A 13,861-nucleotide genomic window follows, 5' to 3' on the forward strand; every position below is an offset into this window, starting at 1 on the left:
ACAACGTCAACAAGCCGGATCGCGGGCTGCTCGCGAGCGCATTATACCAACGGTAGCGCCCGCTCATTCCGGAGTAACGGTGCGCAACCTCTTTACCGAGACAAACGTCCACCAATCCCGAGCCTGGATAAGAGGGTGCGATCGGCTCTTTGCCTAACCTGTTCGAACGTGCATTGAGAAGGCTTTTTGTCCGGTCGCCACCTGATGATCGAAGTCCCGTGACGGAAGCGACCGCCGGTGAAATGATCGTAGGACACTTCGACCACATATTTCGGCTTGACCGGCTGCCATTCTGGCGATCGCTTCGTGGACCAGCGACTGGGACCGCCAGGGGCATTTCCTGTAAAGCTCTGAGCTTGCTTGACGGCTTCGAGCTTGTCGGTCAAAGCCGGCTTGTCCTTTGCTTTGATCCCCGACGAGAATCCAACGTGATGCAGCAACCCGTCGTCATCGTAGAGCCCGAGAAGAATCGACCCGACGACCTGCCGGCCCGCCAGACGGTTTTCGCCGTAGCGAAAGCCGCCGATGACACAGTCCGCACTACGATAACGCTTGATCTTTTGCATACCCTCTCGATTGCCGGCCTGGTATGGAAGGTCGAGGCGCTTCGCGATGACGCCATCGCTTCCACCGCCCGCCGACGCGAGCCAACGTTGGGCATCCCTCAGCTTCGAGCTGGCCGGCGAAAGGCGAAACAGGTTTGTCTTCGAGAAGAAACGAGCGGCGAAATTCTCCAGAAGTGGCCGCCGCTTGGCGAGAGGCTCACCCGCCAGATCGCTTCCGCCTTTCAACAAGAGGTCGAACGCGAGGAACAAGGCCGGGCTCTCTGCCGCCAGTTTCTTCACGCGGCTTGCAGCAGGGTGAATGCGCTGCAACAAATCATCGAATGAGAGTTGACCGCCGGTCGGAACGACGATCTCGCCATCGAGGACAAAGCTTTTTTCGCGGACCGCAAGCGCGCCGGCCATGACTTCGGGAAAGTACCGGTTGAGGTTCTGCCCGGACTTCGAATGGAGGTCGACTTGCTCGCCCTCCCGCACCAGAAGGCAACGGAAGCCATCCCACTTCGGTTCGTACAGCCATAGCTCGCCGATCGGAATGGCGTCGACCGAACGGGCCTCCATGGCCTTGATTGCGATGCGGCGCTTTTTCACGCCGCTCAGTCTTCCACACGAGCAAGAGGCCCGATGGCAGGAGCGTTGATTGGCTGTCCGTCGACATCGAACATCGATCCATGACAGGGGCAGTCCCAACACGTCTCAAAGCTGTTCCAATGCAGGTGACAACCCACATGCGTGCAACTCGCCGACCTCAGGTGCAGCGCACCTGCCTCGTCTTTAAAGGCTGCAAGTTTTTTCAGTCCACGCCGCACGACCGCGCCTTTGCCAAGCTTGAGATCGTCCAGTGAGTTAATCTCGCCAGGCGCCGCATACTCAGCAAAGCTTTTAAGTGCGGTAATGTTCTCAGTCACAAAGTTCTTCGCGGCCTTAAGAGGAACCCGGCCCGGCTCGTAGATGTCTTTCCAGGGGTGATCCTCACCAAAAACGAGGCTCGTATTCAGCATCGCGCCGGCGACACCGTGCGTCAGGCCTTGCCCGGAATCGCCCATCGCGACGTAGATATTCTTGCCGCCGGAATCCCGTCCGATGAAGCCGGCATAATCGATTGTATCGAGCACCTGCCCGGACCAGCGATGCGTCTCTTTGCCGAGGCCGGAAACCAGGCTGCGGGCCCAAGCTTCCAGTCTGTCAAAACGCTCATCAGCGTCGTCTGCCTCTCCGGTTTTGTGATCTTCGCCTCCCACCAGCACATAGTCGGTATTGGCGGGACCGGGCTGCAGGCGGACATAATGGTAAGGATCTTCAGTATCCCAGTAGAGCGCGTCAGGTAGCGCACCGCGCTTGATCTCGAAGGTGATAACATAGGTCCGATAGGGAGCCGTCTTCGTGTGGATGGCAAAGCGGTCGGAGATCGAAGAGTTGGTTGCGACAACGGCATGTTTGGCGCGAATGGCGCCGCGCGCGGCTTTAACCGTCACGACACCATTGTCTTCAGTCACTTCGTCGACCGGACTGTCTCGGAAAAAGGTCACGCCATTCTCACTGCAGGCCTTTGCCACCCCGGCCAGGTATTTGAGGGGATGAAAAGTCGCTTGCCTGGGATAGCGCAGAACGTGGCGGCCCTCGCACCCTTTGAGGGATACGCCCATCAGCCGGTGGACGGGAGCTCCGACCTCGCGGACCGCATCCATTTCCTGGTCGATGATATCGGACGGCATGTCCCGCCCCTGAAAGAGATAGCCGTCAAGCCTGCGAAAGTCGCAGTCGATCTTCTCTATGTTCTGGATTTCCTCGATGCGGTCGATGGCAGCCGCCTGGCTGTCGCAAAAGAGCTTTGTCGCCTCGTGCCCCCTGATCTTCGTCATTTCGCTGACGAGATCGTCGCACAAAGGAGCAAGGTGAGCCGACGTCCTCGACGTCATGCCACCGCAAATGCGGCCGCGGTCGATGACAATGACGGACCTGCCGCGCTGGCAAAGCTCATAGGCCGTTGATATCCCGGCGATCCCGGAGCCAATCACGGCGACGTCGCACTCCTGGGCGCCATCGAGCACGCGCGCATCAGGTGCGACGTCAATATCCATCCAGAGCGATTTGCTGGTCATGATGTTCTCCAAACACGTGAGAACGTTCCCATGTCAGGCCGAGTTCCAATTCTAAGTGTCAGACCTTGAGCACAACGGCCAGTATGCGCCTGAAGGTTGTCGCGTTCTTGGGAGCGTGCGCGTCGTTGTCATTGTTGAAATAGACCCAGGCCCGCTTCGCACCGCTCGCCTTGATCCTTTTGGCCCAGATCTCCAGCTCGCTCTTGGAATAATCGTGACGATACCATCGCTTTGGGCCGTGCAGGCGGATGTAGAGTTCATCGCTCGTCCGAACGAGTTCGTCCGGCAAGCGTGGCCCGCTGCAGGAGCAGAAGATAATCCCCGCGCTACGAAAAGCCTCATAGACCTCTTCATTCCACCAACTCGCGTGCCGAAACTCCACGACGTTGCGACGCTCGGGATCCAGCTGGCTGACAATGTCATTAAGCCGGGTCTTGGTGTAACGATAGCTCGGCGGCATTTGAAACAGAAAGCAGCCCATCCGGTCACCCAGAATGTCGGCGATCATTCCAAAATCCCGGATGAGCGTCTTTGTCGCTTTGAATCGTTTCACGTGGGTGATGAGTTCGGAGACTTTGACGGTGTAGATGAACTTCTTTCTCCCGGGCTGCCGCCGCCAGGATTGAACACCGGCGACTGTCGGCCACGAGTAAAAGGATGCATTGATTTCGACAGTGTCGAAACGCTTTAAATAATGATTAAACCACTCGGTCTGCGGCACGTCTGCATAGAATGAGTCCCGCCATTTCCAATAACGCCAGCCGGAGCATCCGACGTGGACAAACTGTCTGTGCCGCGGCGAATCCTTTGGACGGTCAGTTTTTGTCTTGAGGCGAGCAGCATGCATCTTTGCGGCACGCTTGATATTGTCCTCGCGCTGCTTTTCGCGTCGCAGACGTCTTCGTTCTCGGAGCTCCTCGGGCGTCAATTCGATCCGCGTCGGTGGTGCCATCTGCGAACGAGCCTCGATTGCCTACCGCTACAGCCTCGCGAGCCCTGCTGGCGCCGTTACAATGCAAGCCCGCGGCGACATCTGGGCTCCCGCTCCCGCGTGCGGAATCTTTACCGTCGTTTAAAAAGGGTCGTGAATTCGTAGAGAAGAACGACTGCACCGAGAGAGCGCCGCCAAGGATTGACGCCACGGACGATTTCATCCACCGTCCAGAGAACGAGGCCACCGTTGGCCGCGATCGTCAGGGCCAAGTTTGCTTTGCGTGCTGATGGCCATACCCAGAGCAAAAGGCCGGCCACGATCACAATCCACAGAATGAGATTGGGTGACTGTACAATCGTGATAGCGCCGGTCTTGCGGTTGCGGAAAAATCATCGAAAGAGCTGGCCCCACTAGGGTTTCGCCCCGGTTGAATCTTCAGTCAGAGTCCAACCTCACCTTCTTCGCGACCTTTCCAATAGGTCGCGCGGTTGGCTTTGACCTTGATCAGGACAATGCCTGGAGTATCCACGCCATTTTCGAACCATTTGTCGAGATCACTTGTCCAGTGCTGATGAAAGACGGCCTTGTCGCGGATCAGTTCGGCAGTCCCTTCGACGGCCACATAGATCCCTTCGGCGAATAGACCGGCCTCGGATGAGAATCCGAGCGCGACATTAGGATTCCGTTGGATGTCAGAAACTGTCCGCGTCTTTTCGTAAGTGAAGTAATAAGACGTGCCGTCGTAAGCCACGTCGCCGTTGTTACTCATGGGTCGATTGGCGATCTCACCGTTTTCTGTGTGGGTCGAAAGAATGGCGATGTCGATGCCGGCCATTTCCTTCGCGATTTCAGCGAGCGATTTCTTGGACATCTTTCCTTCTCCATTGGCCGGGGAGCAACTGCGGGGGTTCAACCCATGTTCCCTTGAGGTCCGCAACTGGTTAGCCGTGGGAGCGACGACAAGCGATTACGCCGCTCATTGCTCTCGGACGCCGGCCGATGGCAAATGGGATGCATCTACCTCGACCACGCATTGCGTCCTCCGAGGTGGCCTAGGAACCCTGGGAAGGAGCAAGCGTTCGGCTCACTATGGTCGACACCCCACTTTCTCATCTTGTTGAACATTCGGTCCAGATCGCTTGGGAGTTCCTCGAGCGCTCGGGCGACCTCGGCGACGCTGCCGAAGCCAGCCAATTTCTCTCCCATAAGATCGAGCAAATGGTCCGGAACGGTGAACGTAGCAGGTTGCTGCTCTCGAACCGGGCGATCGATGCTTACCGGCGGCAATTCGGCGTCCTCGACGCCTAGCACGCATAACTCTACGAACGAAACCTCGAGAGCCCGCTTGGTCGTTAAAGGTGTCGCGACATGAAGCTCTCTCGTTGTGCCTTGGCCTTGGCGATTATCCTTCCCTGCGCTGCTTTCGCTCAAGGTGGCGGTGGTGGAGGCAGTGGCGGTGGGTCCGCGGGCGGAGGAGCCGGCGGCGCAGCCTCCTCCGGGGCGGGCGATACAGGGACATCCTCACCTTCAGCTACAAACGCCGCTGGCACTGCAGGGTCTGGCCCAGCAAATCCCGCCGGAACCGTTGGCTCTCCCGGCAACTCCACCGTCGGCAATGCCCCCGCAACGGCGCAGCCCGGCGTCAATCACGAACCGGGGCAAAGGATCGACACCGAAAGCGAAGCCCGGACGCGCGGCACCAATGCGGCCGGCACCGCTGCTTCCTCGGGCTCTTCGGCCGCGGCTGCGAAGACCGCGCCTGCCGGAGGGATCGGAAGGCCTGCGACCACCAACCAGCAGGATAGCGACGCCAAGATCGATCAAGAGAACAGCAACACGGACAGGATGGTGGGGTCGATCTGCAAAAACTGCAAATGAGCATCGTGTTGATCCTCATGTTGGGGCCTTTTTTGATGGAGCCGATTTCCGCTAGTGGAAAACGGCCCGGATCGCATAGGCAATACCCGCGGGCGGCGGAGCAAATCGGTACGATTAGACCCAAGAAGGATCTGTGGGACCCGACCGACCGCGCCCTCGAGAAGATCAGAAGCATCTGCCGGGACTGTTAGCCGCTCGAGTGTGATGCGCCTGGAGAACCCGCCGGATGAAAGCAATCGTGTATCAACATGAGCTCGCCGACGAACTCGAGAAGCGGTCTGGCGTAACCGGCCTCAAGCTGATCCGCGTAAAGGGTTACAGCCCCAGTTGGCAACTTGGCGGTATCCGGCAGAAGCCTCTGGAGGAATCCGCCGAAGCGGCTTTGGGTGAGGAAGTGCGGAAGTTGCAGACAGAGTTTGACGTGGCCTAGGCTGGCGCTCGCCCATCACGGCTTCTCTTTTCGGCAACCTCTAAAGGAAGCGGCACCGGCGGACGGATTGATTTCTCCGACAGGCGGAAGTGACTTTAGACTTATTCCGGCGCCCCACCCCGACCCGTAGATTTTCCGCTGACACTTGCCGAAGCGTCCAGCCTTCGGCTCGCAGCCGATGCGCGCCCAGTCCACGGAAAAGAGTGACCGGACTTTATCAAGCATCGACTGCGGATCTCATCTCTCAAAGCGTCAAGCGGTTGGACAAAGGCTCGCATGAAGGCACGGTGCTGGCGAGTAGGGTCCGATGCAGGTGAGCGCTCACAAGGCCTCCCTTTTTCAACGTTACGCTGAAGGCGGTGACGATCCGAAACAAGGATGGGGCGAACAAACCCTTGCATGCTCTGCAGCATCATCTTGGCCTGGCGCAGGAACTCGACAGAAACCGAAAGTAAAAAGTAAATCGGCTTACCTAGATGCCGGCATAGGGCAGCCCACGTGGGCAGCCCGGCCTTGTTAAGGCGGCGCCCGCCTGTTGCGTGAACAATGGTCTTTTCTGCCGTAAGAGCGATGAGAGGCCCCGTACATTGGATGGAACCTTGATCAAGCCTCGGATGTTTTCTGACGAGCGGCGCCTACTTCACGGCAAGATTAGCGACCCCGGTAGGATCGACGAGCGCCGGACCGCCAAGCGAGGTAGCAAGTGGGTCGCCCGAACACGGTTAGCAAGCGGATAGCAAAGCCCGGCACATCGACAGCTTCGGATCGCGACGCATCTCGCAACCCGGTGCAGCAAAAGCCGCTCCCACTTGGTTCGGGCGCGCGCATGAACGCCCGGGTGGTCTTTGCCGTAGCGGTGGTAGCGCTCTCCCTGTGGACAGCGAGGGGATTCCTGCCACCTTTGATCTGGGCAACCATTCTCGCCGTCACCTTGTGGCCTCTCTACATCAAGTTCGCTGCACGGCTCACCTCGGGCCCAACAAGGCTGGCAGCCGTCGCCTTTACGGCGATCGTCGCGCTCATCCTGTTTACGCCCATGGCGCTTGCCATCTACCAGGTGGCCGAGCAAAGCGGTGACATCGCGAACTGGCTGAAGAAGGCCAGGGAGAGCGGAATCGAAGTGCCCGACTGGATCGCTCGCCTGCCGGTCGTAGCAGAAATCGCGCAGCAATGGTGGCGCGATAATCTGTCGGATCCGAAAGCCGCGACTGCTTGGCTCAAGACCATCAATGCGGATGATGCGTCTGGTCTATTCAACACTTTCGGCGGTCAGCTGATGCGTCGCCTGTTCATGCTCTTCTTCTCCCTATTTGCCTTGTTCGTGCTGCTCAGCAACGGCCGCTCGGTCGCTAACCGTACCATCGAGACGTGCGATCGCATCCTGGGGCACCCCGGCGAGGGCGTGGTGCAGAAGATCGTGGATTCGATCCGAGGGACGGTGAACGGTACCGTGATCGTCGCTATCGGCAAAGGCTCGTTGATCGGCGTCGGATACCTTGCTGCAGGCGTACCAAATGCCGTGATGTTTACCATCATAACCACGGCCTTTGCGATGCTCCCATTCGGTGCCTGGGCAGTGTTCACGGCTGCCGCCGCGACGCTTTTGTCCGGCGGTGGCAGCGGGATCGCAGCCGCAGGCGTCTTTTTCTGGGGCGCGGCCGTCATGCTTGCAGGGGATCACTTTGTGTGGCCAACTCTGGTCGGGGGCGCGGCGCGGCTCCCTTTCCTCTTTGCGTTCGTCGGAATTTTCGGGGGGCTGGCTGCCTTCGGCCTACTCGGTTTGTTTTTAGGACCAGTCATCATGGCCGTACTATTGACGGTTTGGCGAGAGTGGATTTTTCGGCCTGAAGAGCGAAGCAGGTTTGACTGATTGCGCCGGCGTGCGGGCTGCCCATTACCTCGGCGCGTACTCGTCGTGGAAGATGATCCTCTCATCCGTGAATTCGTTGTCGACGCTCTGCGCGAGGAGGCCTTTACGTGTTCCAGCCGATGGCGACGAGGCGCTTGCCTGTTGCAAGCGGCGGTCGCGGAGGTGCTCATCACCGACATCAGGTTACCCGGGAAGATCGACGGATGGCAGATCGCCAAACGCTGCCGCGAGCATCACCCGGAACTGCGATACCGGTGGTCGTGATGGTGTTTCCAGCCATCTTCGCCCCCATGTACGCTATCCGCAGCGACATCATATATCTACCGCGCGCCGGGTGTTCCTGGGAAGGGTTGACCGGATGCAACGTGCGGGATGACGATCGTGCAGCAGGTGCGCGAGTTCTTCGCGCTCGGATTCTCTATCGAACAGGGCTTTCTGAATATCCCGGGCATGTCGCCCCATACGTCTATGGCCGCCCGTCCCAGCAGGACGGCGAAGCTTCCGGTCTTGTCTTCATCGGCGTCTTAGTGGAACAGCGGAAGACCTCCCGCGTTCCATTGCCATCATTGCGAGAGGAGAAATCGATTATGGGTATCTTCACCAAGGACATCAAAACCATGGATGACTTGCTGATCCATGGGCTTCAGGACATCTACTATGCTGAGCAACAGATCACGAAGGCGCTGCCGAAGATGATCGACAAGGCCACTAACCGCGATTTGGTCACGGGCCTCAAGAACCATCTCGAAGAGACCAATAAGCAGATCGAGCGGCTTCAGAAGGTCTTCGAGAAGCTAGGCAGGGAACCCAGTGGTGCGCAGTGCCCGGCCATCGACGGCATCATCAGGGAAGCCGACGAGACCGCGGGCGAGATCGAGGACAAGGCGGTTCTGGACGCCGCCATCGTCGCGAATGCGCAGGCGGTCGAGCACTACGAAATTTGCCGGTACGGGACACTGATTGCCTGGGCCGAGGAGCTCGGCCACGACGAGATCGTACGCTTCCTCACCACCAACCTGAACGAAGAGAAGGCGGCGAATACCAAACTCAATACGGTGGCGCTGCGCAAGGGCGTGAATGCCAAGGCCTCCAGCTCCAGCGCCGCCTAAGACGTGTCTCCCGGCCCTAACGACCCCGACATCGCGGGGTCGCTATTTCGTCGCGGCCGGTGGACCGCTCGCAGCTTGCGTCTTGCGAACCAGCACGTGATCGAGACGACGAGCCAGGCCAGCGACGCCGCGGCGAACGCGCCGGCCACGCTACGCTCGACGATCCACCAGAACACGGCCGCGAACGCCAACATCCCGACAGCCCCAAGCGCTGCACCGGCGGCGTCGAGCGCGGCGGCCTCCTGCCCGCGCCTTTCGCCGACGAGCCCGGCCTCCCGCTTGCGGCGGATCTCATGTTTTTCGATGAGCGTGGCGCTGGCGCAGAAGTGGAGTGGGCGCCTCGGAGCAGACGGGGTCAGGCTGCTGGTTTGACCGTTCGCCGGGTGTGTTGATCCTCGAATTGCATAGGACTGAGATAACCGAGTGCCGAGTGAAGCCGTCGACCGTTGTAAACCTCCTCAAGGAAGCGCGGAAGGTTTTCGGCAACGTCGATGAAGGTTTCGAATGCCATCGGATAAACGGCTTCGACCTTGAGTGTCTTCATGAAGCTCTCCGCCGTGGCATTGTCGTATGGGTTGCCGCGCCGGCCCATGGAGCCGATCAAGCCGTGGGCGGCAAGATGATCGCGATAGGCAGCCGCAGCGTATTGTGATCCACGATCGGAATGGTGCACGCAGCCGGGAGGTGGTTTGCGGCCTTCGATCGCGGCGGCCAGGGCCGCGAGCGTCAGCCGGGCGTCGATCGAGCGGCTGATGGCGTATCCGACCACTCGCCGTGACCAGGCATCCAAGATGACGGCGACATAGACAAAGCCGCCGGCGATGGCGACATATGTGATATCGGCCACCCAGAGTTGGTCGGTACCGGTGGGAGTGATGTCGGTGGCGAGATTCGGGAAGGTCGGCTGACCGTGATCGCTGTCTGTTGTCACCATGAAGCGGCGACGTAATCTCGGCTGAAGGTCATGCTCACGCATCAGGCGGCGGATCTTCTTGTGATTAACGATCAGGCCCTGCTGGCGAAGCGCAGCCTGGACGCGACGCCAGCCATAGTGCTCGAACTCGTCGCAGATAGTGGCGATCGCCTCAACGATCGCAGTATCATCGGCCGCCTTCTCAGAGCGGTCATAGTAAGTCGAGCGCGCAATCCCCATCAGCCGACATCCTTCCGTGACGGAGAGGCCGCGGGGCCGGTGATCGCGGATGTAGGTTCGCTTCTCCTCCGCGGTCGTGCATGCAGAGCCCCCTTTAGAAACTCGAGCTCCAGGGCCTGTTTCCCGACCAGCCTCTCGAGGGCGGCAATTCGCGCCTCATAATCCTGGAGAAGATCGGCCGCCGCCAAATCTTCATCGAGAGCGCCTGCCTGAAACTTCTCGACCCAGATCCGGATCAGATTGCGGGAGATGTCATGCCGCTTCGCGAGCCCGTGCAGCGTCTCGCCGCTCAGATACTCTTGCGACACCTGCCGTTTGAACTCGACGCTGTGGGTTCGGTGCTTTGCCATGGGCCTTCATCCTCTGAAAGCCCGGCCGTCCGGTCAATTACTGAAAGCCAACCTGTCCCCCCTGGAGGGCCCACTCCAGCATCGGGCCAAATTTTCGTTTCGGAGGATCGGCATATGGCCAATTCTGTTCGCCCATGGACCTCAGAAGACCTTGAGAAGCTCAAGACGATGGCCGGGAATCACCGCCGCGAAGAGATAGCCGCTGAATTGAACCGAGGCGTTTCGTCGGTGGCTGTCAAAGCGCATCAGCTCAGTATCTCTTTGCGATACCACGGGCTGCCAAAGCGTCGACCTTCAACAGCGGCGTCAGCGCCGGGCCATTGACCCGATTGTTTTCGAACCTGCGTTGCCCTCTTTGACCTAGAGCGGAAGTCCGCCACCGTCAGGCGACACCGCGCAAGGTCAGGGCTAGCTGCATGTCGAAACGCTGTGTGGCATTGGCGGATGAAGTCTTGCAGCGCAGACGAGATCTCGGGCTCCGTGTCGGGCTGCGCGCTGGGCCAGGGCGTCCGCGACGTCGGAAGTCGCATCCCGCGACCACCCCTCAACGGGATTGAATGAAACAATCCGGACCGGATAGGCGTACTGGCCGGACAGGAGATTTTGCAGGATCGTCTCGATGTCAGTGTCAGCCTCATCGGTCTCGCGCCAGGCGCAACCGGCGCGCGCGCCGAAGTCTTCAAGCACCAGATAGATGTCGCGGTCGAGGCGGTCGGCCGGCAGATCGAGGGCGAGCCACGCATACGCTAGTCCGACATGACAAGGGCGAGAGACGGCCCCGGCAAAGGGGTCAAAGGGGGTAGGCCAGGGCCACTCCGCCAGCTCGGCCAGCGAGCCAGCGACGACTCAAATATCAGTCGCCTTTGTGGTTCCTTTTCCAAACTGAAGCGGGCGCTTCCGTATTTAACCAGTGTCATAAGACTGATTTTAACGGGGCCTAACTTGGTAGTAGGCAAGCCAGCGGGGAAGGCGCTCCTGTGACGCGCACGGCCAACAGAAGGCAGAGCCAGTGATCAACATTGCTGAGTGCCGAGAACATGCTGACCTCTACAAGAGACTTTCTGGCGCGAGCGGCATTTCCAAAGATCGCGCCGACATCGCCCGAACTTATGTCGGTTTGGCTGGCTAGCTGGATAGACTTGCTTCTCTCGCGAGGAACGAGCAGAGGTGGGGGGGCCGGCCTGCTTGCGGCATCAGTCGCCTAGTTGAGTGGCCCGTTTTACGAAAGAAACAATTTGAGGTTGGCGTCGTTCAGGTCTGATGAGACGGTATTACTTTGACATCAGAGAGGGTGACGAGATTTTCTCGGATGAGGAAGGTCTGGAACTCTCGACCGTAGAGAAGGTGCAAGAAGAGGCGGCGCGCTCGCTGGCCGATATGGCCCGAGATGCCGTTCGGACCCCGGGGGACGGCAGCCACCAGATGTCGATTGAAGTCCGGGACGACGGCGGTCCGGTGCTCCAGCTCAAATTCACATTCGAGGTCGAACGGCGCGGGCATTGAGGCCGCCTCGCTAGAACGTTCCGGTCTTTGCACCGCGGAACCGAATTAACTCGACGCCGTCTCATAAAGGGATTTTAGTGGTTCCACTCATCGGAACTGCCGGTTGAGCTCCAAACGCAGGAGAAGCCGTAGCATGATCAGGGAACCCCACTTCCATACGTATCCGATCCCGGCGCGCGTCTGTTTTGCCATTGCGATGTTTGGTGGCGCACTACTGGTCGCCATAGCGATTACGAGCATCTACTTCATGAATTAACCCGCTTGAAACGGTGGTGCATGACGTTGGGGCCCATGCCTAGAGAGACTGCCATAACGCTCTGGTCCCTAGCCGTCGCCTGCATAGTGGCATTCAGTGTGGCTGCGCTCGTTCCCCGCATTAGCAAGTAAGGCCGCCTCAGTTGGCGGCCAATCTCGCCTGGTACCTTCCTATGTGCGAGGCAGCAGATCTTCCCCAGGCGGCGTCAGCTTCACGTAGGTGCCGCTTTCATGCTTCGACAACCAGCCGCCCTCGATCGCGTATTTCAACCCGGCGCCGAACTCGCGCCCGCTGCCCTCCAGCCCGATCATGACCAGCGCGTTGATCCGCTCGATGTAGATGCGGCCGTCCTGCACGGCCGCGACGTTGGCTGCGAGCTCGAGGAGCTTGCGCGCAGCCGCCTCCGGGTTCGCATAGGGGCGTTCTTCGGTGTGCTCCATAGGCGTGTCTCATCGGCCAGTCCTGGCCTATATTTGATCTCAGTAGCCTAAGTTAAAATGGCGCGGCAGGACTTTGATTTTCCTTTGGCCATCAGGCCTGCTCTCGCTAGGATCGAAACCCGGATAAACCGCTCCTTGGAGTTTATGATCCACAGCGGGGTGCCATGTTCGAAGATGCAGCGAAGTTTCCTCGTGGGTATGAGGAGTGCCGCGAGCAGGCAGACAAGACTGACGTCTTGTCGTCTAAAGCTCAATGGCGCTTGTTTGCCGACGAGTGGTTAGATCGGACGCTGGCCGCAGAGGCTCTGACAAAACGCTAGGCTGAGCCTGTCGCCGCGGAGTAAGGCCGCCTCAGTTGGAGGCCTACTTCGGCCAGTACCCAATGGCCGCCTGCGCGGCGGTGATGTGTACGCGGTGCGGGTAGCTCTCCGCCGGTTTCCAGCTGTTGAATGTGGTGCCGCAGACGCAGCGCATCAGCGTGCTCCGGATCTCGCTGTCGAGCTTCTCGCCCCGCGCCCGCTTGGCCGCAACCTCGGCCCACCAGTCCCGGTCTTGGCGCCATTCGGCGAAGGCGGTGTCTGGGATGGTGAGCCGCAGCTCGGACCACGCGGCCTCGAAAGCCTCGTGCGGCTTCGAAGGTGGCGGCTATGCCACTGGGCAAGGCGATCCCGTTGTTTTGGTGACGTCGATTGTTCAGGCAAAAGGACGGTTTGGCTCTTTTCAAGGCATCAAATTGCGTCGCTGACCGCACATGGTGGGTGTACAGTAGACCAATCTTCGGCAGCAGATGGGCGCGCTGCGGACTTCTTGAACTCGACCACACTTTGTCGGTCATCAAGCGCGGAACGTTCGGGATCGCGCGTGCTCCGCGTCGGCGGCGTGTTTTCTGCTGCTACTTGAGTGTCGCGATATAGGCGGCGATATCTGACGCTTCATCCCTGCTGAGCTGCATATTAGGCATCTTCGGGTGTGGATCGAGCAAGAAGAACGCTAGCTTGGCGGGGTCGAAATCCGGCCTCGCTGCGATGGACGCGAACGTTGGAGCGTCGGCTCTCGCGCCCTTCTGATCGGCTGCGACAAGATGGCAGCCTGCGCACCATCGTTTGACGAGGTTTTCGCCTTGATCAGGGTTAGCCGCGAAAGTCGAAGTCGTCGTGATTGTCGCGCACACCATCAAGACGCAGCGAATTCGATTAGATTGGTTCCACACTCAAATAACCTTTCCAGCATTGGACATATGCCGACAACGTCTGCCTGATTTCACGACGGGAAA

At 59.4% G+C, this 13,861-nt stretch carries 14 protein-coding genes and 2 pseudogenes; 6 read left to right on the top strand and 10 right to left on the bottom strand.

From position 1 onward, the window contains the following. Window positions 1-92: 92 nt before the first annotated feature. From AB7245_RS46215 to AB7245_RS46230, 4 genes are all read right to left on the bottom strand, one after another. Window positions 93-1,124 carry an ATP-dependent DNA ligase gene (locus AB7245_RS46215; RefSeq protein WP_439035990.1) on the bottom strand — a complete coding sequence of 344 codons (1,032 nt, stop codon included), beginning with the start codon at window positions 1,122-1,124 and terminating at the stop codon, window positions 93-95. Between the two features lie 35 nt (window positions 1,125-1,159). Further along, complete coding sequence (locus AB7245_RS46220; protein WP_439035948.1) at window positions 1,160-2,665, bottom strand: FAD-dependent oxidoreductase; 1,506 nt, start codon at window positions 2,663-2,665, stop codon at window positions 1,160-1,162. 58 nt (window positions 2,666-2,723) lie between these two features. Then, window positions 2,724-3,617 (bottom strand): DUF72 domain-containing protein, encoded by an 894-nt coding sequence (locus AB7245_RS46225; protein WP_439035949.1) that lies wholly within the window; start codon window positions 3,615-3,617, stop codon window positions 2,724-2,726. Between the two features lie 421 nt (window positions 3,618-4,038). Further along, window positions 4,039-4,470, bottom strand: a complete 432-nt coding sequence (locus AB7245_RS46230; protein WP_038953432.1) for a pyridoxamine 5'-phosphate oxidase family protein — start codon at window positions 4,468-4,470, stop codon at window positions 4,039-4,041. Between the two features lie 218 nt (window positions 4,471-4,688). Here AB7245_RS46230 and AB7245_RS46235 point away from each other — a divergent pair, with 218 nt between their 5' ends. The 5 genes from AB7245_RS46235 (at window position 4,689) to AB7245_RS46255 (ending at window position 8,886) form a co-directional block, all read left to right on the top strand. Next, window positions 4,689-4,907: a hypothetical protein gene (locus AB7245_RS46235; protein ID WP_063982882.1), complete on the top strand. Its 219-nt coding sequence runs from the start codon at window positions 4,689-4,691 to the stop codon at window positions 4,905-4,907. A 796-nt stretch (window positions 4,908-5,703) separates the two neighbouring features. After that, complete coding sequence (locus AB7245_RS46240) at window positions 5,704-5,907, top strand: hypothetical protein (RefSeq protein WP_439035950.1); 204 nt, start codon at window positions 5,704-5,706, stop codon at window positions 5,905-5,907. Window positions 5,908-6,733: 826 nt separating this feature from the next. Next, window positions 6,734-7,777, top strand: a complete 1,044-nt coding sequence (locus AB7245_RS46245) for an AI-2E family transporter (RefSeq protein WP_439035951.1) — start codon at window positions 6,734-6,736, stop codon at window positions 7,775-7,777. 45 nt (window positions 7,778-7,822) lie between these two features. Next, the gene (locus AB7245_RS46250) at window positions 7,823-8,041 is read left to right on the top strand and encodes a response regulator (RefSeq protein WP_161495746.1); all 219 of its coding nucleotides are present in this window, start codon (window positions 7,823-7,825) and stop codon (window positions 8,039-8,041) included. Window positions 8,042-8,364: 323 nt separating this feature from the next. Beyond that, on the top strand, window positions 8,365-8,886 hold the full coding sequence (locus AB7245_RS46255) for a YciE/YciF ferroxidase family protein (protein ID WP_085398682.1): 522 nt from the start codon (window positions 8,365-8,367) through the stop codon (window positions 8,884-8,886). Here the strand turns inward: AB7245_RS46255 and AB7245_RS46260 are convergent. The 4 genes and pseudogenes from AB7245_RS46260 to AB7245_RS46275 form a co-directional block, all read right to left on the bottom strand. Then, window positions 8,883-9,221 (bottom strand): annotated as a pseudogene (locus AB7245_RS46260) (hypothetical protein); the annotation flags it as partial. The gene AB7245_RS46255 and the pseudogene AB7245_RS46260 sit on opposite strands and share 4 nt — an antisense overlap. Before the next feature lie 20 nt (window positions 9,222-9,241). Beyond that, complete coding sequence (locus AB7245_RS46265) at window positions 9,242-10,090, bottom strand: IS3 family transposase (RefSeq protein WP_283019028.1); 849 nt, start codon at window positions 10,088-10,090, stop codon at window positions 9,242-9,244. Then, window positions 10,039-10,389, bottom strand: coding sequence for a transposase (locus AB7245_RS46270; protein WP_063981905.1), 351 nt, complete (start codon window positions 10,387-10,389; stop codon window positions 10,039-10,041). Before AB7245_RS46270 ends, AB7245_RS46265 begins: the two co-directional genes overlap by 52 nt. 382 nt (window positions 10,390-10,771) lie before the next feature. Then, a pseudogene (locus AB7245_RS46275) lies at window positions 10,772-11,132 on the bottom strand (hypothetical protein). Window positions 11,133-11,649: 517 nt separating this feature from the next. Here AB7245_RS46275 and AB7245_RS46280 point away from each other — a divergent pair. Beyond that, entirely contained in the window at window positions 11,650-11,892 is a 243-nt protein-coding gene (locus AB7245_RS46280) for a DUF6894 family protein (RefSeq protein WP_063982903.1), read from the top strand. 426 nt (window positions 11,893-12,318) lie between these two features. On the opposite strand, the gene AB7245_RS46285 is transcribed toward AB7245_RS46280, so the two are convergent. Then, window positions 12,319-12,588, bottom strand: coding sequence for a hypothetical protein (locus AB7245_RS46285; RefSeq protein WP_063982904.1), 270 nt, complete (start codon window positions 12,586-12,588; stop codon window positions 12,319-12,321). Window positions 12,589-13,480: 892 nt separating this feature from the next. Further along, window positions 13,481-13,762, bottom strand: a complete 282-nt coding sequence (locus AB7245_RS46290) for a c-type cytochrome (protein ID WP_049808111.1) — start codon at window positions 13,760-13,762, stop codon at window positions 13,481-13,483. Between the last annotated feature and the right edge of the window lie 99 nt (window positions 13,763-13,861).

Origin of the sequence: Bradyrhizobium sp. 604_D8_N2_3 (genome assembly GCF_051810765.1) — a bacterium.
In the GTDB taxonomy this organism is placed as follows: domain Bacteria; phylum Pseudomonadota; class Alphaproteobacteria; order Rhizobiales; family Xanthobacteraceae; genus Bradyrhizobium; species Bradyrhizobium barranii.

Coding starts and splice junctions, on each gene's coding strand:
- AB7245_RS46230 (WP_038953432.1), bottom strand. CDS start 4,470: ATGTCCAAGAAATCGCTCGCTGAAATCGCGAAGGAAATGGCCGGCATC.
- AB7245_RS46215 (WP_439035990.1), bottom strand. CDS start 1,124: ATGGAGGCCCGTTCGGTCGACGCCATTCCGATCGGCGAGCTATGGCTG.
- AB7245_RS46220 (WP_439035948.1), bottom strand. CDS start 2,665: ATGACCAGCAAATCGCTCTGGATGGATATTGACGTCGCACCTGATGCG.
- AB7245_RS46240 (WP_439035950.1), top strand. CDS start 5,704: ATGAAAGCAATCGTGTATCAACATGAGCTCGCCGACGAACTCGAGAAG.
- AB7245_RS46285 (WP_063982904.1), bottom strand. CDS start 12,588: ATGGAGCACACCGAAGAACGCCCCTATGCGAACCCGGAGGCGGCTGCG.
- AB7245_RS46255 (WP_085398682.1), top strand. CDS start 8,365: ATGGGTATCTTCACCAAGGACATCAAAACCATGGATGACTTGCTGATC.
- AB7245_RS46245 (WP_439035951.1), top strand. CDS start 6,734: ATGAACGCCCGGGTGGTCTTTGCCGTAGCGGTGGTAGCGCTCTCCCTG.
- AB7245_RS46235 (WP_063982882.1), top strand. CDS start 4,689: ATGGTCGACACCCCACTTTCTCATCTTGTTGAACATTCGGTCCAGATC.
- AB7245_RS46290 (WP_049808111.1), bottom strand. CDS start 13,762: ATGGTGTGCGCGACAATCACGACGACTTCGACTTTCGCGGCTAACCCT.
- AB7245_RS46225 (WP_439035949.1), bottom strand. CDS start 3,617: ATGGCACCACCGACGCGGATCGAATTGACGCCCGAGGAGCTCCGAGAA.
- AB7245_RS46270 (WP_063981905.1), bottom strand. CDS start 10,389: ATGGCAAAGCACCGAACCCACAGCGTCGAGTTCAAACGGCAGGTGTCG.
- AB7245_RS46280 (WP_063982903.1), top strand. CDS start 11,650: ATGAGACGGTATTACTTTGACATCAGAGAGGGTGACGAGATTTTCTCG.